Source organism: Pseudomonas sp. 8AS (assembly GCF_902506505.1).
GTDB lineage: Bacteria > Pseudomonadota > Gammaproteobacteria > Pseudomonadales > Pseudomonadaceae > Aquipseudomonas.
Genome location: NZ_LR733406.1, coordinates 2,231,708 through 2,253,250 on the forward strand (window position 1 = coordinate 2,231,708; position 21,543 = coordinate 2,253,250).

A 21,543-nucleotide genomic window follows, 5' to 3' on the forward strand; every position below is an offset into this window, starting at 1 on the left:
GGGTCAGTCCTTTAAACAGATTGCGAGAGTAGACGCTCGAGCAGAGCCTCAAGGGTATTGAAACGTTCTTCCGGGCGCTCCATCGGCACCTGGAACTTGAACATGGTGGCGCCTTCGAACTTGTAGCGCTTGGGTTGGCTCTGGATCAGCTTGATCAGGGTCAGCGGGTCGACGCAGGTGGTGGCGGCAAACTCGATGCGTCCGCCTTGCGGGCCGGCATCGATCTTCCTGATCCCCAGCTTCTCTGCCTGCAGCTTGAGCAGGGTGATGCGCACCAGGTTCTTGGTCGGGTCCGGCAGCAGGCCGAAGCGGTCGATCATCTCCACCTGCAGCTCTTTCAAGCCCTCCTCGTCGGCGGCGTTGGCGATGCGCTTGTAGAGAATCAGGCGGGCGTGCACGTCCGGCAGGTAGTCCTCGGGGATCAGCGCCGGTACGCGCAGGTTGATCTCCGGGCCGCCACCGAGCGGCTGGTCGAGGTTGGGCTGCTCGCCCTTGCGGATGGCTTTGACCGCGCGTTCGAGCATTTCCATGTAGAGGGTGAAGCCGACCGCCTGGATCTGCCCGCTCTGGCCGTCGCCGAGCAGCTCGCCGGCGCCGCGGATTTCCAGGTCGTGGGTGGCCAGGACGAAGCCGGCGCCGAGGTCCTGGGCGTTGCTGATGGCCTCCAGGCGCTTCTGCGCGTCCTCGGTCATCTGCTTGCGCGGCGGGGTCAGCAGGTAGGCGTAGGCCTGGTGGTGGCTGCGGCCGACGCGGCCGCGCAGCTGGTGCAGCTGGGCCAGGCCGAACTTGTCGGCACGCTCGATGATGATGGTGTTGGCGCTCGGTACGTCGATGCCGGTCTCGATGATGGTCGAGGCGATCAGCACGTTGAAGCGCTTGTGGTAGAAGTCGCTCATCACCTGTTCCAGCTCGCGCTCGCGCATCTGCCCGTGGCCGATGCCGATGCGCGCCTCCGGGACCAGTTCGGCCAGGTCGGCGGCGCACTTCTCGATGGTCTTCACGTCGTTGTGCAGGTAGTACACCTGGCCGCCGCGCAGCAGTTCACGCAGCAGGGCTTCCTTGATCGTCGGGTTGTTCTGCTCCATGACGAAGGTGCGCACCGACAGCCGACGTGCCGGCGGGGTGGCGATGATCGACAGGTCGCGCATGCCCGAGACCGCCATATTCAGCGTGCGCGGGATCGGCGTGGCGGTCAGGGTGAGGATATCCACCTCGCTGCGCAGCGCCTTGAGCTGCTCCTTCTGGCGCACGCCGAAACGGTGTTCCTCGTCGATGATGCACAGGCCCAGGTCCTTGAAGCGCACATCGTCCTGCAGCAGCTTGTGGGTGCCGATGACGATGTCGATCTTGCCTTCGCCCAGCTTGGCCACGGCCTCGTTGACTTCCTTGGCCGACTTGAAGCGGCTCATCACCTCGACCGTCACCGGCCAGTCGGCGAAGCGGTCGCGGAAGCTGTTGTAGTGCTGCTGGGCGAGCAGGGTGGTGGGCACCAGCACCGCCACCTGCCGGCCGCTGTGCACGGCGACGAAGGCGGCGCGCATGGCCACTTCGGTCTTGCCGAAGCCGACGTCGCCGCACACCAGGCGATCCATCGGCTTGGCCGCGAGCATGTCGGCCACCACCGCGTCGATGGCGTTCTGCTGGTCCGGGGTTTCCTCGAAGGGGAAGCCGGCACTGAAGGTGGCGTAGTCGGCGGCCGGGTCCTTGAACGCATGGCCTTCGCGGGCGGCGCGGCGGGCATAGATGTCGAGCAGCTCGGCGGCGACGTCGCGTACCTGTTCGGCGGCCTTGCGCTTGGCCTTCTGCCAGGTTTCCGAGCCGAGCCGGTGCAGCGGGGCGAGGGCGTCGTCGCTGCCGGTGTAGCGGGCGATCAGGTGCAGGCTAGCCACCGGCACGTAGAGCTTGGCTTCCTCGGCGTACATCAGGGCGAGGAATTCGGCGGCCTGGCCGTCGATTTCCAGGGTGACCAGGCCCAGGTAGCGGCCGACGCCGTGGTCGATATGCACCACCGGCGAGCCTTCGCGCAGCTCGGTGAGGTTCTTGATCACGTTGTCGCCGCCATCGCGCGACTTCTCGCGGCGACGGCGCTGCATCACGCGCTGGCCGAACAGCGGGCTCTCGGCGATCAGGGCGATGTCGTCGAGCAGCAGGCCTTCATCCAGCGGCGCGATGCAGATGCCCAGGCGCGACTTGCTCTCGGCGAACTCCGGCCAGCCGCTGACTTCCAGCGGTTTCAGCTTGAGGCGGGCGAGCAGTTCCAGCAGCACCTCGCGGCGGCCCGCCGATTCGGCGCAGAACAGCACGCGGCCGGGGTATTCCTCGATGAAGCGACGCAGCGCCGCCAGCGGCTCGCTGGCCTTGGCCTGGATCGCCAGGTCGGGCAGGGCGCGGGCGTCGAAGCGTTCGCGGCCGACGCCGGTCTCGATATCGGCCGGGTCGGCGACCACCCGTGGCCAGTGCTTCAGGCGGGCGAAGCAGTCTTCCACCGGCAGGAACAGGTCAGCCGGCGGCAGCAGCGGGCGTTCGGGGTCGACCTTGCGCTCTTCATAGCGGCTGCGCGCATCAACCCAGAAGTGTTCGGCGGCCTTCTCGATGCCGGGCAGGGAAAACACCTGGGTGTCGGCCGGCAGGTAGTCGAACAGGGTGGCGCTTTCTTCGAAGAACAGCGGCAGGTAGTACTCGATGCCGGCCGGGGTGATGCCGGTGGAGAGGTCCTGGTAGATCGGGCAGCGGCGGAAATCCACGTCGAAACGCTCGCGGAAGCGGCCGCGGAAATCGGTGACGGACTTCTTGTCCAGCGGGAACTCGCGGGCCGGCAGCAGGCGGATCGACTCGACCTTGTCCACCGAACGCTGGGTTTCCGGGTCGAAGGTGCGCAGGGTCTCGATCTCGTCGTCGAACAGGTCGATGCGAAACGGCGTCTCGCTGCCCATCGGGAACAGGTCGATCAGCGCGCCGCGCACGGCGAACTCGCCGTGTTCGTAGACGGTATCCACGCAGCGGTAGCCGGCGGCTTCCAGGCGCGCGCGCATTTCGTCGACATCCAGCTTCTGGCCGACATCCAGCACCAGCCCGGAACCGAGCAGGAAGCGCGTTGGCGCCAGGCGGTGCAGGGCGGTGCTGATCGGCACCACCAGCACGCCGTGCTTGAGCTGCGGCAGGCGATAAAGCGCGGCGATGCGCTGGGAAATGATGTCCTGGTGCGGCGAAAACAGGTCGTAGGGCAGGGTTTCCCAGTCGGGAAAGTGCAGCACCGGCAGTTCCGGGGCGAAGAAGGCGAGTTCTTCCTGCAGCCGTTCGGCGCTCTGGCTGTCGGCGGTCAGCAGCAGGGTGAAGCGCTTGGCGGCGCTGGCGGCTTCGGCAATCGCCAGGCTCAGCGCGGCGCCGGGCAGGTTGCCCCAATGCTGCTTGCCGCTGGCGGCGGGTAGTTTCGGCAGGTGCAGTACGGACACGGGTGGCACTACGGCTGGGGAACAGGGTCGCGATTGTAACCAAGTGCAGGGTGGCGGGCGAGCCAGCTGCGCGGCTGGGCATGCAGGCGCCGGAGCCTGCCGGGTGGCCGGTTGGCGTGCCGCCAGGCATCCGGCGGGGCTTGGCTGGGCGCTGCGCCCGCTGGTGCTCTTGCGCTGTTGCATTGCCCTGCATGGGGCGGCCTACACTGCAGCCAACCGACTCAAGGAGTGCGTCCATGGTTGAACAACAGTCGTCTGCTTCTGCCGCCAAGGGGCTTGGCCTGATGGCCTGCACCGCATTGGTGGTGGGCAACATGATCGGCTCGGGGATTTTCCTGCTGCCGGCCTCGCTGGCACCCTACGGCCCGATCTCCCTGGCCGGCTGGCTGCTGACCTCCTGTGGCGCGCTGGTGCTGGCGATCCTTTTCGGCCGGTTGTCGCAGCTGGTGCAGAAGACCGGCGGCCCCTACGCCTATACCGAGGCGGGCTATGGCGAATTCGCCGGATTCCTCATCGCCTGGGGCTACTGGATCACCCTCTGGACCGGCAATGCCGCGGTGGCGGTGGCGCTGGCCGGCTATGTCGGCTACCTGTTCCCGGTGATCGGTGAGTCTTCGGGCTACAGCCTGTTGACGGCATTGGCGGCGATCTGGTTGCTGACGCTGATCAACGTGCGCGGGGTGAAGGAGGCGGGGGCCGTGCAGGTGCTGACCACCGTGCTCAAGCTGGTGCCGCTGCTGCTGATCGGCGTACTGGGCTGGTGGTGGGTGGAGCCTGCCCACTTCGCCGTGCTCAATCGCAGCGAACAGTCCGACCTGGCGGCGATTTCCGCGGCGGCGGCGGTGACGCTGTGGGCTTTCCTCGGGCTGGAGTCGGCCACGGTACCGGCCGGCGAGGTCGTCGAGCCAGCGAAGACCATTCCGCGCGCCACCCTGTTCGGCGTGCTGCTGGCGGCCAGCGTGTACATGGCCGTGTCGGCGGTGGCCATGGGGGTGCTGCCAGCCGATCAGCTGGCGGCCTCCAGCGCGCCGCTGGCCGATGTGGCGCGTTCGATGTGGGGTGAGGTCGGCGGCGTGCTGGTGGCTGTCGGGGCGGTGATCGCCACCTTCGGCACCCTCAACGGTTTTACCCTGCTGACCGGCCAGGTGCCCTATGGCGCCGCGCTGGATCGGGTATTTCCGCGCAGTATGGGGCGTCTGTCGCGCTTCGGCACGCCGGCCAATGCGCTGGTGTTTTCCAATCTGCTGGCCTCGATCCTGGTGGCGATGAACTTCGCCCACGGCCTGGTCGGCGCGTTCAACGCGATCATCCTGCTGGCCGTCATGGCCAGCCTGGTGCCTTACGCCTTCTGTGCGCTGGCTGAGCTGATGATCCGCCTCAAGGGCCGGGAGGGGTTGCAGGGGGCGGCCCTGTTCAAGGTCGCTCTGCTCGGTGGGCTGGGTTTTTTCTACAGCTGCTGGGCAATCTACGGTGCCGGTGCCGAGACGGTCTACCTGGGCACCCTGTTGCTGCTTGCCGGCATCCCGGTCCATGTCTGGATCAAATGGCGCAACGACCGCGCCGACCGCCGCGCGGCATCTGCCTGAGCCGATGTCCGGGGGCGGCGGGCCAATTCGGTGCCTGCCGGTTCGGGGGGGCGTACTTGCCGGCTGTCCGGGCTTTTGCCGGCCCAGAACGCCTCGGGCGCTTAAGGGCGGGAGGCGGGCGCTGGGGTGGCGACAGGCGCGCATTGCTCAGGCGCGCGTGCGCCGTCATAATGTAGCCCCTTTTTTCAGCCCCTACATGTGGAAGGTATTGCCCGTGACTCAGAAGCCCGACCAGTGTCTCGGTGAGTGGATCGATCGCGAAGCCCTCGCAGAAGCGATGATTCCGATGATTGGCCAGCTCTACCGCAACAACAGTGTGGTGACCTCGATCTACGGCCGTGGTCTGATCAACCGTTCGGTGATCGACATTCTCAAAGCCCACCGCTTCGCCCGTCACCGCCTGGCTGATCAGGGCGAACTGTCGGTGCACGATACCTTCCCGATCCTCAAGGCCATGGGCGAGCTCAAGCTGGGCGCCGCTTCCGTGGACCTGGGCAAGATGGCCAGCAAGTTCAAGGTCGAAGGCGCTGGCCGCAGCGTCGAGCAGTTCGTCAAGGACGAGTTGGCCGACGTGGTGGGCAAGCAGAACGGTTCCGGCCGCGAAGGCACCGACGTGGTGCTGTACGGCTTCGGTCGCATCGGCCGCCTGCTGGCGCGCATCCTGATCGAGAAGACCGGTGGTGGCGACGGCCTGCGCCTGCGTGCCATCGTTGTGCGCAAGGGCGCGACCAATGACCTGGTCAAGCGCGCCAGCCTGCTGCGCCGCGACTCGGTGCATGGCAAGTTCAACGGCACCATCACCATCGATGAAGCCAACAACACCCTGACTGCCAACGGCAACCTGATCCAGGTGATCTACGCCAAGGACCCGAAGGAAGTCGACTACACCCAGTACGGCATCAAGAACGCCCTGCTGGTCGACAACACCGGTGTCTGGCGCGATGCCGACGGCCTGGGCCAGCACCTGGCCTGTCCGGGTGTCGATCGCGTGGTGCTGACCGCGCCGGGCAAGGGCGCGCTGAAAAACATCGTGCATGGCATCAACCATGGCGAAATCACCGCCGACGACAAGATCATCTCGGCCGCTTCCTGCACCACCAACGCCATCGTGCCGGTGCTCAAGGCAGTGAACGACCAGTACGGCATCGTCAACGGCCACGTTGAAACCGTGCACTCGTACACCAACGACCAGAACCTGATCGACAACTTCCACAAGGGCGATCGCCGTGGTCGCAGCGCGCCGCTGAACATGGTGATCACCGAGACCGGTGCCGCCACTGCCGCTGCCAAGGCCCTGCCGGTACTGAAAGGCAAGCTGACCGGCAACGCCATTCGCGTACCGACGCCGAACGTGTCCATGGCCATCCTCAACCTGAACCTGGAAAAGGCCACCAGCCGCGAAGAGATCAACGAATACCTGCGCCAGATGGCCATGCATTCGGATCTGCAGAAGCAGATCGACTTCGTCCAGTCGCAGGAAGTGGTGTCCACCGACTTCGTCGGCTCGCGCCACGCCGGTGTGGTCGACGCCGAAGCCACCATCGTCAACGACAACCGTGTCGTGCTGTACGTGTGGTACGACAACGAGTTCGGCTACAGCTGCCAGGTGGTCCGCGTGATGGAAGAAATGGCCGGGGTCAACCCGCCTGCCTTCCCGCGCTAAGCCGCGACAGCGTCAAGCAAAACGGGAGCCTCGGCTCCCGTTTTGCATTTCAGTGCCTGGTACGCTCAGCGCTCGGTCAGCAGTTGTTCGCGCAGGCTGTCCGACAGGCCTTCGGGAGCCAGCCAGATGCCCAGGTAGGTGCGGGCCAGTTCGGTATTGCTGCTGCGGAATACTTCGTTGCCATTGCGCTCCAGGGTCAGGCCGGCGTCGGGGCTGTAGTTCAGGGCGTAGCGGTCGCCAGGCTGGATGTCGCGGAAGGTGGCGTGCAGGGCGTCCAGCTCGTTTTTCAGTTTTGCCAGCTGGGCGGAGCTGTGCTGGCGCTCCAGGGTGACCCAGGCGGCCTTGATCACATCTTCCTTGGCGATGTCGCGGTAGTAGTACAGCTCCAGGCGCTGTCTGGCCGGCTGGCTGGCGGCTTGAGAAGGCGTGATCGTGGCTTCGGCGTAAAAGGCCGCGGCATAGACATCGGCCCACAGGTAGGTGAGCAGAGCCTGATTCTTGCGCACCAGGCTGATGCCGGCCTGTTGGTAGCGTTCACTGAAGGCGGCCTCGTCGAGGCGCTCGCTGTTGGCCTGCAGTTGGCTGCTGGTCAGCAGCAGGAGGATGAGCAGCATTCGGTGCATGGCAGTGATTCGTCGGGGTGATGGCTCTTTTTGCCAGAGCTGCAGTCGGCGTCAAGGTGGCGGCTGTTGCTTGGTGTTACGACTGATTGGTCTGGATTGGCACTGGCGGGTGGGCAGTTCCGTTTTATCTTCTTATAATCCCAAGCCTTTTCACCCCGGGGCCTGGCATTTGGCGGCCGCTGCAGAGCGGCTGTCTGGTGCTTGTTTAGGCTTTCCGGCTGTGTTCCGACTCTGCAGAAACACTGGTTTCAGTGTTTGGATCGCTCAATGATCAAAATAAAATCTGGGCTGGATCTGCCCATCACCGGCGCTCCCGAGCAGCGTATCGAGGCGGCTCGGGCGGTGCGCAGCGTGGCCGTGCTGGGCTGCGACTATCACGGCATGAAGCCGACCATGGCCGTGCAGGTCGGCGACCGGGTCAAGCTCGGTCAGCTGCTGTTTTCCGACAAGAAGAACCCGGGCGTGCATTTCACCGCGCCGGGTGCCGGCGTGGTCAGCGCCATCCATCGCGGCGAGCAGCGCGTGCTGCAGTCGGTGGTGATCGACCTGGAAGGCGATGATGCCGTCGAGTTCGCCCGCCATGACGCCGCCCAGCTCGCCAGCCTGGAACCCCAGGCGGTGCGCGACACCCTGCAGCAATCCGGCCTGTGGGCCGCGCTGCGCAGTCGTCCGTTCAGCAAGGTGCCGGCCATCGACGCCGTACCCAGCTCGATCTTCGTCACCGCCATCGACAGCCACCCGCTGGCCGCCGATCCGGCCGTGGTGATCGCCGAACGTGCGGCCGACTTCGAGAACGGTCTCAAGGTGCTGGCGCGTCTGGCCAAGGTGTTCCTGTGCAAGGCCGAGGGTGTCAACCTGGCCGGCGAGGGCACCGCCGGGGTGCAGGCCGAGGCCTTCGCCGGCCCGCATCCGGCCGGCCTGCCGGGTACTCACATCCATTTCCTCGATCCGGTTTCCGCCGGCAAGAGCGTCTGGCAGATCGGCTATCAGGACGTGATCGCCGTCGGCGCGCTGTTCACCAGCGGTCGCATCGATCCCGAGCGCGTGGTTGCCCTGGGCGGCCCGGTGGTGGACAAGCCGCGTCTGCTGCGTACACGCCTGGGCGCCAGCCTGGAAGAACTCACTGCCGGCGAGCTGCAGGCCGGGCACAATCGGGTGATTTCCGGTTCGGTGCTGGGCGGCCGTACTTCGCGTGGCGCCTTCGCCTACCTGGGCCGCTACCACGTGCAGGTCTCCTGCCTGCACGAGGGCCGCGAGCGCGAGCTGCTGCACTACCTGCGCGCCGGAGTGAACAAGCACTCGGTGCTGAACATCTTCGTGTCCAAGCTGATGGGTGGCCGCAAGCTGGCCATGGACACCAGCACCAATGGCAGCCCGCGCGCCATGGTGCCGGTGGGCAACTACGAGGCGGTGATGCCGCTGGATATTCTGCCCACCCAGCTGCTGCGCTACCTGATCGTCGGCGACACCGAGATGGCGCAGAAGCTCGGCTGCCTGGAGCTGGACGAAGAAGACCTGGCCCTGTGCACCTACGTGTGCGCCGGCAAGTACGAGTACGGCCCGATCCTGCGGGACAACCTGACTCGCATCGAGAAGGAGGGCTGACCCATGGCACTGCGTAAATTCCTCGACAAGATCGAGCATAACTTCGAGCAGGGTGGCAAGTACGAGAAGTGGTACGCCCTGTACGAAGCGGTCGACACCTTCTTCTACCGCCCGGGCAGCGTGACCAAGAGCACCGCCCACGTGCGCGACGGCATCGACCTCAAGCGCATGATGATCACCGTCTGGCTGTGCACCTTCCCGGCCATGCTGTTCGGCATGTGGAACATCGGCTACCAGGCCAACAGCATCTTCGCCGGCAACGCCGAGCTGCTGGCGGCCCAGGATGGCTGGCGCTTCGGCCTGGTCGGCGCGTTGGCGGGCTTCGATCCGAGCAGTGTGTGGGACAACTTCATCCAGGGCGCGGCCTTCTTCCTGCCGGTGTACCTGACCACCTTCATCGTCGGCGGTTTCTGGGAAGTGCTGTTTGCCTCCATCCGCCGCCACGAGGTCAACGAAGGCTTCTTCGTCACCTCCGTGCTGTTCGCCCTGACCCTGCCGCCGGATATCCCGCTGTGGCAGGTGGCCCTGGGTATCAGCTTCGGCGTGGTGATCGGCAAGGAAGTGTTCGGCGGCACCGGCAAGAACTTCCTCAACCCGGCCCTGGTCGGCCGCGCCTTCCTGTTCTTCGCCTATCCGGCGCAGATGTCCGGCGATGCGGTGTGGACCTCGGTGGACGGCTTTGCCGGCGCCACCGCGCTGTCCATGGCTGCCGCCAGCGGCATGGAGCAGGTCGTGGCCAACGGCCTGACCTGGTGGAATGCCTTCGTCGGCCTGGAGCAGGGCTCCATGGGCGAGACCAGCACCCTGGCCATCTTCATCGGCGGTGCCTTCCTGCTGCTGACCAAGATCGCTTCCTGGCGCATCGTCGCCGGCGTGATGCTGGGCATGGTCGCTATGAGCTACCTGTTCAATGCCATCGGCTCCGACAGCAACCCCATGTTCGCCATGCCCTGGTACTGGCACTTGGTGGTCGGCGGCTTCGCCTTCGGCATGATCTTCATGGCCACCGACCCGGTGTCGGCGTCCATGACCAACACCGGCAAGTGGATCTTCGGCGCGCTGATCGGCGTCATGGTGGTGCTGATTCGTGTGGTCAACCCGGCCTTCCCGGAAGGCATGATGCTGGCGATCCTGTTCGCCAACCTCTGTGCCCCGCTGATCGACCATTTCGTGGTGCAGGCCAACATCAAGCGGAGGCTCGCCCGTGGCTAATAAAGAATCGACCGTCCGTACCCTGACCGTGGCGGTGCTGGTGTGCCTGGTCTGCTCGGTGTTCGTCGCCGGCGCGGCCGTGGCGCTCAAGCCGACCCAGGCGGAGAACCGCCAGCTGGACAAGCAGCGCAGCATCCTGGCCATCGCCGGCCTGGGCGAGGCGGGCATGTCCGCCAAGCAGGTGAAGGCGCTGTTCGCCGAACGCATCCAGGCCCGCGTGGTGGACCTGGACAAAGGCGCCTTCAGCGACACCCAGGATGCCGCCAGCTTCGACCCGCTCAAGGCGGCCAAGGACCCCAAGCTGTCCCAGGCCCTGCCTGCCGAGCGGGACATCGCCTCGATCAAGCGCCGCGAGAACCTCACCACCGTCTATATGGTGGAGCAGGACGGCGCGCTGGACACCCTGATCCTGCCGGTGCGTGGCTACGGCCTGTGGTCGACCCTGTACGGCTTCATTGCCGTCAAGGGCGATCTCAATACCGTGGTCGGCTTCGGCTTCTACCAGCATGGCGAAACCCCGGGTCTCGGTGGCGAGGTGGACAATCCGAAATGGAAGGCCCTGTGGTCCGGCAAGACCCTGTTCGACGAGCAGGGCCAGCTTGCCGTGGAAATCATCAAGGGCAGCGTTGATCCGCAGTCGGCCAAGGCCAGCCACCAGGTCGACGGCCTGGCCGGTGCGACCCTGACCAGCAAGGGCGTCAACAACCTGCTGCATTTCTGGCTCGGCGAGAACGGCTTCGGCCCGCTGCTGGCCAACCTGAAGCTCCTTACCCAGAAAGCAGGGGAGGCCTGAGCATGTCGCAACCCACCATCAAGAGCGTGCTGCTCGACCCGATCGTGCACAACAACCCCATCGGCCTGCAGATCCTCGGCATCTGCTCGGCCCTGGCGGTGACCTCCAACCTGAAGACCGCGCTGGTGATGTCGATTGCCCTGACCCTGGTGACCGGCTTCTCCAACCTGTTCATCTCGCTGATCCGCAGCCAGATCCCCAGCTCGATCCGCATGATCGTGCAGATGGTGATCATCGCTTCGCTGGTGATCGTGGTGGACCAGATCCTCAAGGCCTTCGCCTTCAGCCTGGCCAAGCAGCTGTCGGTATTCGTCGGTCTGATCATCACCAACTGCATCGTCATGGGCCGCGCCGAGGCCTTCGCCATGCAGAACCCGCCGTTGCTGTCGTTCTTCGACGGCATCGGCAACGGCCTGGGCTATAGCGCCATGCTGATCGTCCTCGGCGTGATCCGCGAGCTGTTCGGCGCCGGCAAGCTGCTCGGCTATAGCGTGCTGCCCACCGTCAACGACGGCGGCTGGTACCAGCCCAACGGCATGCTGCTGCTGCCGCCTTCGGCATTCTTCCTGATCGGTCTGATCATCTGGGCGCTGCGCAGCTGGAAGCCGGCACAGAAAGAGGCGCCGGCCTTGCGCATGGCCCCGCAGGTTTCGGATAAGGAGGCCTACTGATGGAGCATTACCTCAGCCTGTTCGTGAAGGCCGTGTTCATCGAGAACATGGCACTGGCCTTCTTCCTCGGCATGTGCACCTTCATCGCCATCTCCAAGAAGGTGGAAACCGCCATCGGCCTCGGCATCGCCGTGGTCGTGGTGCAGGCCATTACGGTGCCAGCCAACAACCTGCTGTACACCTACCTGCTCAAGGAAGGCGCGCTGGCCTGGGCCGGGTTGCCGGAAGTGGACCTGTCCTTCCTCGGCCTGCTCAGCTACATCGGGGTGATCGCCGCCATCGTGCAGATCCTCGAGATGCTGCTCGATAAATACGTGCCCTCGCTGTACAACGCCCTCGGCGTATTCCTGCCGCTGATCACGGTGAACTGCGCCATCATGGCCGGCTCGCTGTTCATGGTGGAGCGCGACTACAACCTGGCCGAGAGCGTGACCTACGGCCTGGGTTCCGGTTTCTCCTGGGCCCTGGCCATCGCCCTGCTGGCCGGCATCCGCGAGAAGCTCAAGTACAGCGATGTTCCCGAAGGCCTGCAGGGCCTGGGCATCACCTTCATCACCATCGGTCTGATGTCGTTGGGCTTCATGTCCTTCGGCGGCATTCAGCTGTAAGGAGCGTCTGATGGGTTTCGAAATCGCATTGGCCATCGGCATGTTCACCGCCATCGTCCTGGCGCTGGTGGTGGTCATCCTGGCGGCGCGCGCCAAGCTGGTTTCCAGCGGCGACGTCAACATCGTCATCAACGGCGAACGCACCCTGACCGTACCGGCCGGCGGCAAGCTGCTGCAGACCTTGGCGGCGAACAACGTGTTCCTGTCCTCGGCCTGCGGCGGCGGTGGCACTTGTGCGCAGTGCAAGTGCATCGTCGAAAGCGGCGGCGGCGAGATGCTGCCGACCGAGGAATCGCACTTCACCAAGCGCGAAGCCAAGGCCGGCTGGCGCCTGTCCTGCCAGACCCCGGTCAAGCAGGACATGCACATCGAGGTGGAAGAGTCGGTGTTCGGCGTGAAGAAGTGGGAATGCACGGTGGAGTCCAACCCCAACGTCGCCACCTTCATCAAGGAGCTGACCCTGCGCCTGCCAGAAGGCGAGAGCGTGGACTTCCGCGCTGGCGGCTACGTGCAGCTGGAGTGCCCGCCGCACGTGGTCAACTACAAGGACTTCGATATCCAGCCCGAGTACCGTGGCGACTGGGACAAGTTCAACCAGTGGAAGTACGTGTCCAAGGTCGAGGAGCCGGTGATCCGCGCCTACTCCATGGCCAACTACCCGGACGAGAAGGGCATCGTCAAATTCAACATCCGCATCGCCTCGCCGCCACCGGGCAAGGACCACTTGCCGCCGGGCCAGATGTCGTCCTGGGTGTTCAACCTCAAGCCGGGTGACAAGGTCACGGTGTATGGCCCGTTCGGCGAGTTCTTCGCCAAGGACACCGACGCCGAGATGATCTTCATCGGCGGCGGTGCCGGCATGGCGCCGATGCGCTCGCACATCTTCGACCAGCTCAAGCGCCTGGGTTCCAAGCGCAAGATCAGCTTCTGGTACGGTGCGCGCTCGCTGCGCGAGGCCTTCTACGTCGAGGAATACGACCAGCTCGCCGCGGAGAACCCGAACTTCCAGTGGCACCTGGCGCTGTCCGATCCGCAGCCGGAAGACAACTGGACCGGCCTCAAGGGCTTCATCCACAACGTATTGTTCGAGCAGTACCTCAAGGACCACCCGGCCCCCGAGGATTGCGAGTTCTACATGTGCGGCCCGCCCATGATGAACGCCGCCGTGATCAAGATGCTGCTGGATCTGGGCGTCGAGCGGGAGAATATTCTGCTGGACGACTTCGGTGGCTAAAACTCGGCCTGATTGGCTACTGCGCTTGCGTCTTGTGCCTCAGGCAGTGCTCGGAATCCTCATGTACTGCTCGTACACTGCGGTTCCGGCGCGCTGGCTGAGACCCAATACGCTGCGCTCGCTACGCCACTCAAGCCAAGTTTGCCCCGCGATATGCCTGCTGCTGGCTAGCGTCCTGCTGGCCGGTTGCGGCGAAAAGATCGAGGAGTTCGGCGGCCCGACCATGGGCAGCCACTACTCGCTGAAGTACCTGGCAGGCGAGGGTACGCCCGAGCCCGCCGCCCTCAAGGTCGAGGTCGAGGGCCTGCTGGCGCAAGTCGACCAGCAGATGTCCACCTGGCGCAGTGATTCCGAACTTTCCGAATTCAATCGCCTGCCGGCCGGCAGCTGCCGCGCCATGCCGGCCGCCGTGCTGGAATTGGTGCGTTTCGGCGAGCGGCTGGCCGCCGACAGCGACGGCGCCTTCGATCTGACCCTGGAGCCTTTGCTGGATCTCTGGGGCTTCGGCCCGCAGTCGCGCGGCGAGCGGGTGCCGACGGCCGAGGAGATTGCCATGGTGCGGGCCAATGTCGGCCATGAGCATCTGCGCATCGACGGCGAGCAGCTGTGCAAGGACGCCGCCGTGCAGCTGGATCTCAACAGCATCGCCGCCGGCGCTACGGTCGATCGCATCGCCGCGCGCCTGGCCGAGCTGGGTGTGAAAAGCTACCTGCTGGATGTCACCGGTGAGCTCAAGGCGCTTGGGCGCAAGCCGGACGGCAGCGCCTGGCGCATCGCCATCGAGGCGCCGCGCGATGACCGCCAGGTGGCGCAGAAGGTCCTGGTGCTGGATGGCCTGGGGGTCTCCACCTCCGGCGACTACCGCAACTACTTCGAGCGCGACGGCAAGCGTTACTCGCATACCCTCGATCCGCAAACGGGCGCACCTATCAGTCATCGCCTGGCGGCGGTGACGGTGGTCGATCCCTCGACTTTGCGCGCCGACGGGCTGTCTACTCTATTGATGGTGCTGGGGCCGGAACGCGGCTATGCCTTCGCTGAGCAGGCGCAGGTGGCCGCTTTCTTCGTCACCCGTACCGACCAGGGTTTCGCCACCCGCGCGACGCCCGCTTTCGAGCGCCATTTCGGCGCAGGAGAAACACCATGACCTGGCTGCTGGTATTCGGACTCATGCTGCTGGTGGTATTGGGCATGGCCGTCGGTGTGATCTTCGGGCGCAAGCCGATTGCCGGCTCCTGCGGCGGCATCGCCAATCTGGGCATCGAGAAGGAATGTTCGATCTGTGGCGGCAACCGCGAGAAGTGCGAGGAAGTGAATCGCGACCAGGATGTAGTGAAGACAAAGCTCGCCTACGACGCGACCAAGCGCTAATGTGCGGCGCGAACCGGCATGGTTAAGCTGTGCCGACGATTCTAGTGCTGTGGCCATGGGGTGCCGCAGCCCTGTCCGGGTTCCTGACGCGAAGCCCGGTGCGTGATGAGGAGTAAGCATGGCGGTCTACAACTACGACGTGGTGGTGTTGGGCTCGGGCCCGGCGGGTGAAGGCGCGGCAATGAACGCGGCCAAGGCCGGGCGCAAGGTGGCGGTGGTCGACAACCGCCCGCAGGTCGGCGGCAACTGCACCCACCTCGGCACCATCCCGTCCAAGGCCCTGCGCCACTCGGTGCGGCAGATCATGCAGTACAACACCAACCCGCTGTTCCGCCAGATCGGCGAGCCGCGCTGGTTCTCCTTCCCCGACGTGCTGAAGAGCGCCGAGCGGGTGATCGCCAAGCAGGTCGCCTCGCGCACCGGCTACTACGCGCGCAACCGCATCGACGTGTTCTTCGGCACCGCCAGCTTCGCCGACGAGCAGACCGTGGAAGTGGTCTGCCCCAGCGGCGTGGTGGAAAAACTGGTGGCCAAGCAGATCGTCATCGCCACCGGCTCGCGCCCCTACCGCCCGGCCGACGTGGACTTCCACCACCCGCGCATCTACGACAGCGACACCATCCTCAGTCTGACCCACACGCCGCGCCGGATCATCATCTACGGTGCCGGGGTGATCGGCTCCGAGTACGCCTCGATCTTCAGCGGCCTGGGCGTGCTGGTCGACCTGATCGACAACCGCGATCAGCTGCTCAGCTTCCTCGACGACGAGATCTCCGATGCGCTGAGCTACCACCTGCGCAACAACAACGTGCTGATCCGTCACAACGAGGAGTACGAGCGCGTCGAGGGCGTGGAGCACGGGGTGATCCTGCACCTCAAGTCCGGCAAGAAGATCAAGGCCGACGCCTTCCTCTGGTGCAACGGGCGTACCGGCAACACCGACAAGCTGGGCCTGGAAAACATCGGCATCAAGGTCAACGGCCGCGGGCAGATCGAGGTGGATCAGTCCTACCGCACCGAGATCGGCAATATCTTCGCCGCCGGTGACGTGATCGGCTGGCCGAGCCTGGCCAGCGCCGCCTACGACCAGGGTCGTTCGGCCGCCGGCAGTGCGGTGGAGAACGACACTTGGCGCTTCGTCGACGACGTGCCGACCGGCATCTACACCATTCCGGAGATCAGCTCGATCGGCAAGAACGAGAAGGAGCTGACCCAGGCCAAGATCCCCTACGAGGTGGGCAAGGCCTTCTTCAAGGGCATGGCGCGGGCGCAGATCTCCCACGAGCCGGTGGGCATGCTGAAGATCCTGTTCCACCGCGACACCCTGGAAATCCTCGGCGTGCACTGCTTCGGCTACCAGGCCTCGGAGATCGTCCACATCGGCCAGGCGATCATGAACCAGAAGGGCGAGGCGAACAGCATCAAGTACTTCGTCAACACCACCTTCAACTACCCGACCATGGCCGAGGCCTATCGGGTGGCGGCGTTCGACGGTCTCAACCGGCTTTTTTGAGCGGCTCCGACCGGTGGCCTGAGCCGGTCGGGGTGGATCCCTTCAGCGATTCCCGCGAGTGGCGCTGGCCGAACCGGGAGAGCTTCTGACCAGGCACGACGCAGCAACAAAAAACCGGCCCGAGGGCCGGTTTTTTGTTGGCTATGTCCCAATAGCGTGTTGTATGCAGCTCCATGGTTTGCATAGGTGGAAAGCAAATCCGCGTAGCGGCAAGAACGAGCCATCAAGCAGCTCGGAGCCCGAGTCCCCGTCAGGAGGCCGAGTGGAGGTGTTGCGCAGGGGGACGAGCCGCAGGGATGCGGTGAGAGGCTTAAAGGGCCAGGGATGGCCCTTGTAAGCCGGCCCCCGGAGCGGCGCCGGAGGGAGGGCACCCGGAGCGAAGCGCAGGGCCGGATGTCGGGGCGCACTTCTCTTTGGTTACTTTCTCTTGTGCGAGCAAGAGAAAGTGACTCGCCCGGGTGGGCGAAACCCAAACTATCAGCCGCTCGGCAATCAGCTCAGCAGGGTGCCCTGAGGCCATCAGGTGCGCATGGAGCACCCTACAATGCAGGGCTCGCGCCCACGGATGGTATGCGCCCATTCAACACGCTATTGGTACATAGCCATAAAAAAAGCCCCAGGCTTTCACCAGGGGCTTTTGAATTTGGCTCCGCGACCTGGACTCGAACCAGGGACCCAATGATTAACAGTCATTTGCTCTACCGACTGAGCTATCGCGGAACTGCGGTGCGTATCCTACTGATTAAAAAGGGGAAGTCAACACCCTGTGGGGACTTCCCGGATTTTTTCAGAGAACCTGAACGATGGCCTTGGTCACGGCATCCAGGTTGCTGCGGTTGAGTGCGGCGACGCAGATGCGTCCGGTGCCGACCGCGTAGATGGCGAACTCGTTCTTCAGGCGCTCGACCTGCTCGGCGGTCAGGCCGGAGTAGGAGAACATGCCGCGCTGGCGCGCGACGAAGCTGAAGTCGCGCTTGGCGCCGAGGGCGGCCAGTTGCTCGACCATGGCCAGGCGCATGTCGCGAATGCGCTGGCGCATCTCGCCCAGTTCATCTTCCCACAGTGCGCGCAGCTCGGGGCTGTTGAGCACGCTGGCGACCACGGTGGCGCCGTGGGTCGGCGGGTTGGAGTAGTTGGTGCGGATCACGCGCTTGGCCTGCGACAGCACACGGCCGGCTTCTTCCTTGCTGGCGGTGACGATGGACAGGGCACCGACGCGCTCGCCGTACAGCGAGAAGGACTTGGAGAAGGAGCTGGAGACGAAGAACGGCAGGCCGGACTCGGCGAACAGGCGCACGGCGAAGGCATCCTGTTCGATGCCGTCACCGAAGCCCTGGTAGGCGATGTCGAGGAAGGGTACGTGCTCGCGCTCGCGCAGCACTTCCAGCACGGCTTTCCAGTCGTCCAGCGACAGGTCGACGCCGGTCGGGTTGTGGCAGCAGGCGTGCAGCACGACCACCGAGCGGGCTGGCAGGTTCTGCAGGTCTTCCAGCAGGCCGGCGCGGTTCACGCCGTGGGTGGCGGCGTCATAGTAGCGGTAGTTCTGCACCGGGAAACCGGCGGATTCGAACAGGGCGCGGTGGTTTTCCCAGCTCGGGTCGCTGATGGCAACCACGGCGTTTGGCAGCAGGCGCTTGAGGAAGTCGGCGCCGGTCTTCAGTGCGCCGGTACCGCCGACGGCCTGGGTGGTGACCACGCGGCCTTCGGCCAGTAGGGCGGAATCCGCGCCGAACAGCAGCTTCTGTACGGCGCTGTCATAGGCGGCGATGCCTTCGATCGGCAGATAGCCGCGCGGAGCGTGGGCTTCGATGCGGGCTTTTTCGGCTTCGGCAACGGCACGCAGAAGGGGAATCCGTCCTTCCTCGGTGAAGTAGACGCCCACGCCAAGGTTGACCTTGGTGGCGCGGGGGTCGGCGTTGAAGGCTTCATTCAGGCCCAGAATCGGGTCGCGCGGTGCCATTTCGACGGCAGAGAACAGACTCATGATGCGGCAGCTCGGAGAGGAAGGTAGGGGGGGCGGCAAAACCCTGCGACGACTGAGGCTAGGGGTTGCCTGGACGGGCCGGTATTATAGCGGCCAAGGTTGCATGGGGCGATATCGCTCGCATGCTTTATTGCGTTAGCTATGACGCCCGCAATCGCGCCGCGTCACAGTTGTTTGCCGAGGTTCGTCGATGTCGGAATTTCAGCTCGTCACCCGCTTCAAGCCGGCTGGCGACCAGCCGGAGGCCATTCGCCAGCTGGTCGAGGGGTTGCAGGCCGGTCTGTCGCACCAGACCCTGCTCGGGGTGACCGGCTCGGGCAAGACCTTCAGCATCGCCAACGTGATTGCCCAGATCCAGCGCCCGACCCTGGTGCTGGCGCCGAACAAGACCCTGGCCGCGCAGCTCTACGGCGAGTTCAAGAGCTTCTTCCCGAACAACGCGGTGGAGTATTTCGTTTCCTATTACGATTACTACCAGCCCGAGGCCTACGTCCCGTCCTCCGATACCTTCATCGAGAAGGATGCCTCGATCAACGACCATATCGAGCAGATGCGCCTGTCGGCGACCAAGGCCCTGCTCGAACGCCCCGACGCGATCATCGTCACCACCGTGTCGTGCATCTACGGCCTGGGTAGCCCCGAGAGCTACCTGAAGATGGTGTTGCACGTCGATCGTGGCGACAAGCTGGACCAGCGCGCGCTGCTGCGGCGCCTGGCCGATCTGCAATACACCCGCAACGACATGGACTTCGCTCGCGCCACCTTCCGCGTGCGCGGCGATGTGATCGATATCTTCCCGGCCGAATCGGACCTGGAGGCGATCCGCATCGAGCTGTTCGACGACGAGGTGGAAAGCATCTCGGCCTTCGACCCGTTGACCGGCGAAGTGATACGCCGGCTGCCGCGCTTCACCTTCTACCCCAAGAGCCACTACGTCACCCCGCGTGAAGTGCTGCTGGAGGCGGTGGAGAAGATCAAGGTTGAGCTTAAGGAGCGCCTGGACTACCTGCGCGCCAACAACAAGCTGGTCGAGGCGCAGCGCCTGGAGCAGCGCACCCGCTTCGACCTGGAGATGATCCTCGAACTGGGCTACTGCAACGGCATCGAAAACTACTCGCGCTACCTCTCCGGGCGCGGCCCGGGTGAGCCGCCACCGACTCTCTATGACTATCTGCCGGATCAGGCGCTGCTGGTGATCGACGAGTCCCACGTGTCGGTGCCGCAGGTCGGCGCCATGTACAAGGGTGACCGTTCGCGCAAGGAAACCCTGGTCGAGTACGGCTTCCGTCTGCCCTCGGCGCTGGATAACCGGCCCATGCGCTTCGAGGAGTGGGAGGCGGCCAGCCCGCAGACCATCTTCGTTTCCGCCACGCCCGGACCCTACGAGGCCGAGCATGCCGGGCGGGTGGTTGAGCAGGTGGTGCGCCCGACCGGTCTGGTCGACCCGCAGATCGAGGTACGCCCGGCGCGTACCCAGGTTGACGACCTGCTGTCGGAAATCACCAAGCGCGTGGCAGTGGAGGAGCGGGTGCTGGTCACTACCCTGACCAAACGCATGGCCGAGGACCTTACCGACTACCTGGGCGACCACGGGGTCAAGGTGCGCTACCTGCACTCGGACATTGACACGGTAGAGCGGGTCGAGATCATCCGCGACCTGCGCACTGGTGCCTTCGACGTGCTGGTGGGGATCAACCTGCTGCGCGAGGGCCTGGACATGCCCGAGGTGTCGCTGGTGGCGATTCTCGATGCGGACAAGGAAGGCTTCCTGCGCAGCGAGCGCTCGCTGATCCAGACCATCGGCCGCGCCGCGCGCAACCTCAACGGCAAAGCGATCCTCTATGCCGACCGCATGACCGGCTCTATGGAGCGCGCCATCGGCGAGACCGAGCGGCGGCGCAACAAGCAGATCGCCTTCAACGAAGCCAACGGCATCGTGCCCAAGGGGGTGAAGAAGGACATCCAGGACATCCTCGAAGGCGCCACCGTGCCTGGCTCGCGCAGCAACAAGCGCAAGGGCATGGCTAAGGCCGCCGAGGAGAGTGCGCGCTACGAAGCCGAGCTGCGTTCGCCCAGCGAGATCGGCAAGCGCATCCGCCAGCTGGAAGAGAAGATGTACCAGCTGGCCCGCGACCTGGAATTCGAGGCCGCCGCGCAGCTGCGCGACGAAATCCACAAGCTGCGCGAGCGCTTGTTGCAGGTCTAGCCCGGATGCAATCCGGGTTTCAGGAGAAGCGGGGCGGGGCGATCAGCGCCGGCCCAGGATGATCAGCGACACCCCGGTCAGGGTCGCCAGGCAGGCCAGGCCGGCGCTGAGGCTGAGCTGTTCGCCGAGGATCAGGTAACCCAGCAGCAGGGCGACCACCGGATTGACGAAGGCGAAGGTCGACACCAGGCTCGGGCGTACCTCGCGCAGCAGCCAGAAATATGCCGGGTACACGCCCAGGCTGACCGGCAGTACCAGATAGGCCAGCCACAGCCAGCCATCCCGGGACAGCCCGCCGAGGTGCAGCGCCTGCCAGTCGCCCTCGACCAGGGCCAGGCCGGCGAGCATCGCTGCGCCGATCAGCATCTGCAGGCTCAGCCCCAGCCAGCTGGAGCGGAACGGCGGGCGCTGGCGCATCCACCAGGCGCCGATGGCCCAGAGCAGGGTGGCGAGCAGGGTCAGGCCGCCGGAAAACCATTGCAGCGCGCCGCTTTCGGCACCCAGGCCGTTACCCATCAGCAGCACGATGCCGCCGCTGGCCAGGGCCAGGCCCAGCAGCACCCAGAACGGCGGGCGTTCGCCGAGCAGCCACTCCAGGGCCACGCTCCACAGCGGCAGGCTGGTGTAGAGCATCGCCAGCAGGCCGGTGGGCAGGTGCTGGTTGGCGTAGATCAGCGCACCCTGGCCGAAGGCGATCAGCAGCAGGCCGCCGATCAGGGCACTGCCCCAGTTGCCCTGCTGCATCTGCGTGTCGCCACGGCTCAGCGCCCAGAGCAGGGCCAGCACGCCGGCGCACAGGAAGCGCAGGGTACCGATGACGAAGGGCGGCAGCTCGCGCAGGAGGAAGTGGTTGGCCAGGTAGGTGGTGCCCCAGCCGACATAGATGACCAGGAAGGCCGCGATCAGCAGCAGGGAGCGGGTGCGCGTGGCGGAAGCGGGCATTGCGAAACCTTGAACGACGACGCGCCACTTGGGGCGCGTGCGGGCTGGAACCTCGCCACGATCCGCCGCGTCGGCCGGAT

At 65.1% G+C, this 21,543-nt stretch carries 16 protein-coding genes and 1 tRNA gene; 12 read left to right on the plus strand and 5 right to left on the minus strand.

All coding sequences use genetic code 11. From position 1 onward, the window contains the following. Nucleotides 1-11 precede the first annotated feature (11 nt). The gene (mfd, locus tag GV001_RS10430) at nucleotides 12-3,452 is read right to left on the minus strand and encodes a transcription-repair coupling factor (RefSeq protein ID WP_160079552.1); all 3,441 of its coding nucleotides are present in this window, start codon (nucleotides 3,450-3,452) and stop codon (nucleotides 12-14) included. A gap of 236 nt (nucleotides 3,453-3,688) precedes the next feature. On the opposite strand from mfd, the gene GV001_RS10435 reads away from it, so the two are divergent. Both GV001_RS10435 and GV001_RS10440 read left to right on the plus strand, forming a co-directional pair. After that, nucleotides 3,689-5,038 (plus strand): amino acid permease, encoded by a 1,350-nt coding sequence (locus tag GV001_RS10435; RefSeq protein WP_160079553.1) that lies wholly within the window; start codon nucleotides 3,689-3,691, stop codon nucleotides 5,036-5,038. A 196-nt stretch (nucleotides 5,039-5,234) separates the two neighbouring features. Further along, on the plus strand, nucleotides 5,235-6,701 hold the full coding sequence (locus GV001_RS10440; protein ID WP_160079554.1) for a glyceraldehyde-3-phosphate dehydrogenase: 1,467 nt from the start codon (nucleotides 5,235-5,237) through the stop codon (nucleotides 6,699-6,701). Between the two features lie 65 nt (nucleotides 6,702-6,766). Here the strand turns inward: GV001_RS10440 and GV001_RS10445 are convergent, their stop codons facing one another. After that, the gene (locus GV001_RS10445) at nucleotides 6,767-7,324 is read right to left on the minus strand and encodes a chalcone isomerase family protein (protein ID WP_160079555.1); all 558 of its coding nucleotides are present in this window, start codon (nucleotides 7,322-7,324) and stop codon (nucleotides 6,767-6,769) included. 267 nt (nucleotides 7,325-7,591) lie between these two features. Between GV001_RS10445 and GV001_RS10450 the strand changes: the two genes are divergently transcribed. The 9 genes from GV001_RS10450 to sthA all read left to right on the plus strand — a co-directional run bounded on the left by GV001_RS10450 (nucleotide 7,592) and on the right by sthA (nucleotide 16,331). Further along, on the plus strand, nucleotides 7,592-8,929 hold the full coding sequence (locus tag GV001_RS10450) for a Na(+)-translocating NADH-quinone reductase subunit A (RefSeq protein WP_160079556.1): 1,338 nt from the start codon (nucleotides 7,592-7,594) through the stop codon (nucleotides 8,927-8,929). A 3-nt stretch (nucleotides 8,930-8,932) separates the two neighbouring features. After that, nucleotides 8,933-10,141, plus strand: a complete 1,209-nt coding sequence (locus tag GV001_RS10455) for an NADH:ubiquinone reductase (Na(+)-transporting) subunit B (protein WP_160079557.1) — start codon at nucleotides 8,933-8,935, stop codon at nucleotides 10,139-10,141. Then, nucleotides 10,134-10,934: a Na(+)-translocating NADH-quinone reductase subunit C gene (locus tag GV001_RS10460; RefSeq protein WP_160079558.1), complete on the plus strand. Its 801-nt coding sequence runs from the start codon at nucleotides 10,134-10,136 to the stop codon at nucleotides 10,932-10,934. The genes GV001_RS10455 and GV001_RS10460 overlap by 8 nt, the downstream gene beginning before the upstream one ends. Beyond that, a complete protein-coding gene (locus GV001_RS10465) occupies nucleotides 10,931-11,605 on the plus strand; it encodes an NADH:ubiquinone reductase (Na(+)-transporting) subunit D (protein WP_178091853.1) in 675 nt (224 codons plus the stop codon). The genes GV001_RS10460 and GV001_RS10465 overlap by 4 nt, the downstream gene beginning before the upstream one ends. After that, complete coding sequence (gene nqrE, locus GV001_RS10470; RefSeq protein WP_160079560.1) at nucleotides 11,605-12,213, plus strand: NADH:ubiquinone reductase (Na(+)-transporting) subunit E; 609 nt, start codon at nucleotides 11,605-11,607, stop codon at nucleotides 12,211-12,213. Before GV001_RS10465 ends, nqrE begins: the two co-directional genes overlap by 1 nt. A gap of 7 nt (nucleotides 12,214-12,220) precedes the next feature. Continuing rightward, nucleotides 12,221-13,447 carry an NADH:ubiquinone reductase (Na(+)-transporting) subunit F gene (gene nqrF / locus GV001_RS10475; protein ID WP_178091854.1) on the plus strand — a complete coding sequence of 409 codons (1,227 nt, stop codon included), beginning with the start codon at nucleotides 12,221-12,223 and terminating at the stop codon, nucleotides 13,445-13,447. A gap of 223 nt (nucleotides 13,448-13,670) precedes the next feature. After that, nucleotides 13,671-14,594 (plus strand): FAD:protein FMN transferase, encoded by a 924-nt coding sequence (locus tag GV001_RS10480; RefSeq protein WP_256664896.1) that lies wholly within the window; start codon nucleotides 13,671-13,673, stop codon nucleotides 14,592-14,594. After that, complete coding sequence (gene nqrM / locus GV001_RS10485) at nucleotides 14,591-14,818, plus strand: (Na+)-NQR maturation NqrM (protein WP_160079563.1); 228 nt, start codon at nucleotides 14,591-14,593, stop codon at nucleotides 14,816-14,818. Before GV001_RS10480 ends, nqrM begins: the two co-directional genes overlap by 4 nt. 118 nt (nucleotides 14,819-14,936) lie before the next feature. Beyond that, complete coding sequence (gene sthA, locus GV001_RS10490; protein ID WP_160079564.1) at nucleotides 14,937-16,331, plus strand: Si-specific NAD(P)(+) transhydrogenase; 1,395 nt, start codon at nucleotides 14,937-14,939, stop codon at nucleotides 16,329-16,331. A 644-nt stretch (nucleotides 16,332-16,975) separates the two neighbouring features. Here sthA and GV001_RS10495 read toward each other — a convergent pair. Next, nucleotides 16,976-17,051: transfer RNA gene (locus tag GV001_RS10495), tRNA-Asn, on the minus strand. Between the two features lie 67 nt (nucleotides 17,052-17,118). Then, nucleotides 17,119-18,315: an amino acid aminotransferase gene (locus GV001_RS10500; protein WP_160079565.1), complete on the minus strand. Its 1,197-nt coding sequence runs from the start codon at nucleotides 18,313-18,315 to the stop codon at nucleotides 17,119-17,121. A 190-nt stretch (nucleotides 18,316-18,505) separates the two neighbouring features. Here GV001_RS10500 and uvrB point away from each other — a divergent pair, with 190 nt between their 5' ends. Continuing rightward, nucleotides 18,506-20,521, plus strand: coding sequence for an excinuclease ABC subunit UvrB (gene uvrB / locus GV001_RS10505; RefSeq protein WP_160079566.1), 2,016 nt, complete (start codon nucleotides 18,506-18,508; stop codon nucleotides 20,519-20,521). 42 nt (nucleotides 20,522-20,563) lie between these two features. Here uvrB and GV001_RS10510 read toward each other — a convergent pair whose 3' ends face one another. After that, nucleotides 20,564-21,463 (minus strand): EamA family transporter, encoded by a 900-nt coding sequence (locus GV001_RS10510; protein ID WP_160079567.1) that lies wholly within the window; start codon nucleotides 21,461-21,463, stop codon nucleotides 20,564-20,566. Nucleotides 21,464-21,543 lie beyond the last annotated feature (80 nt).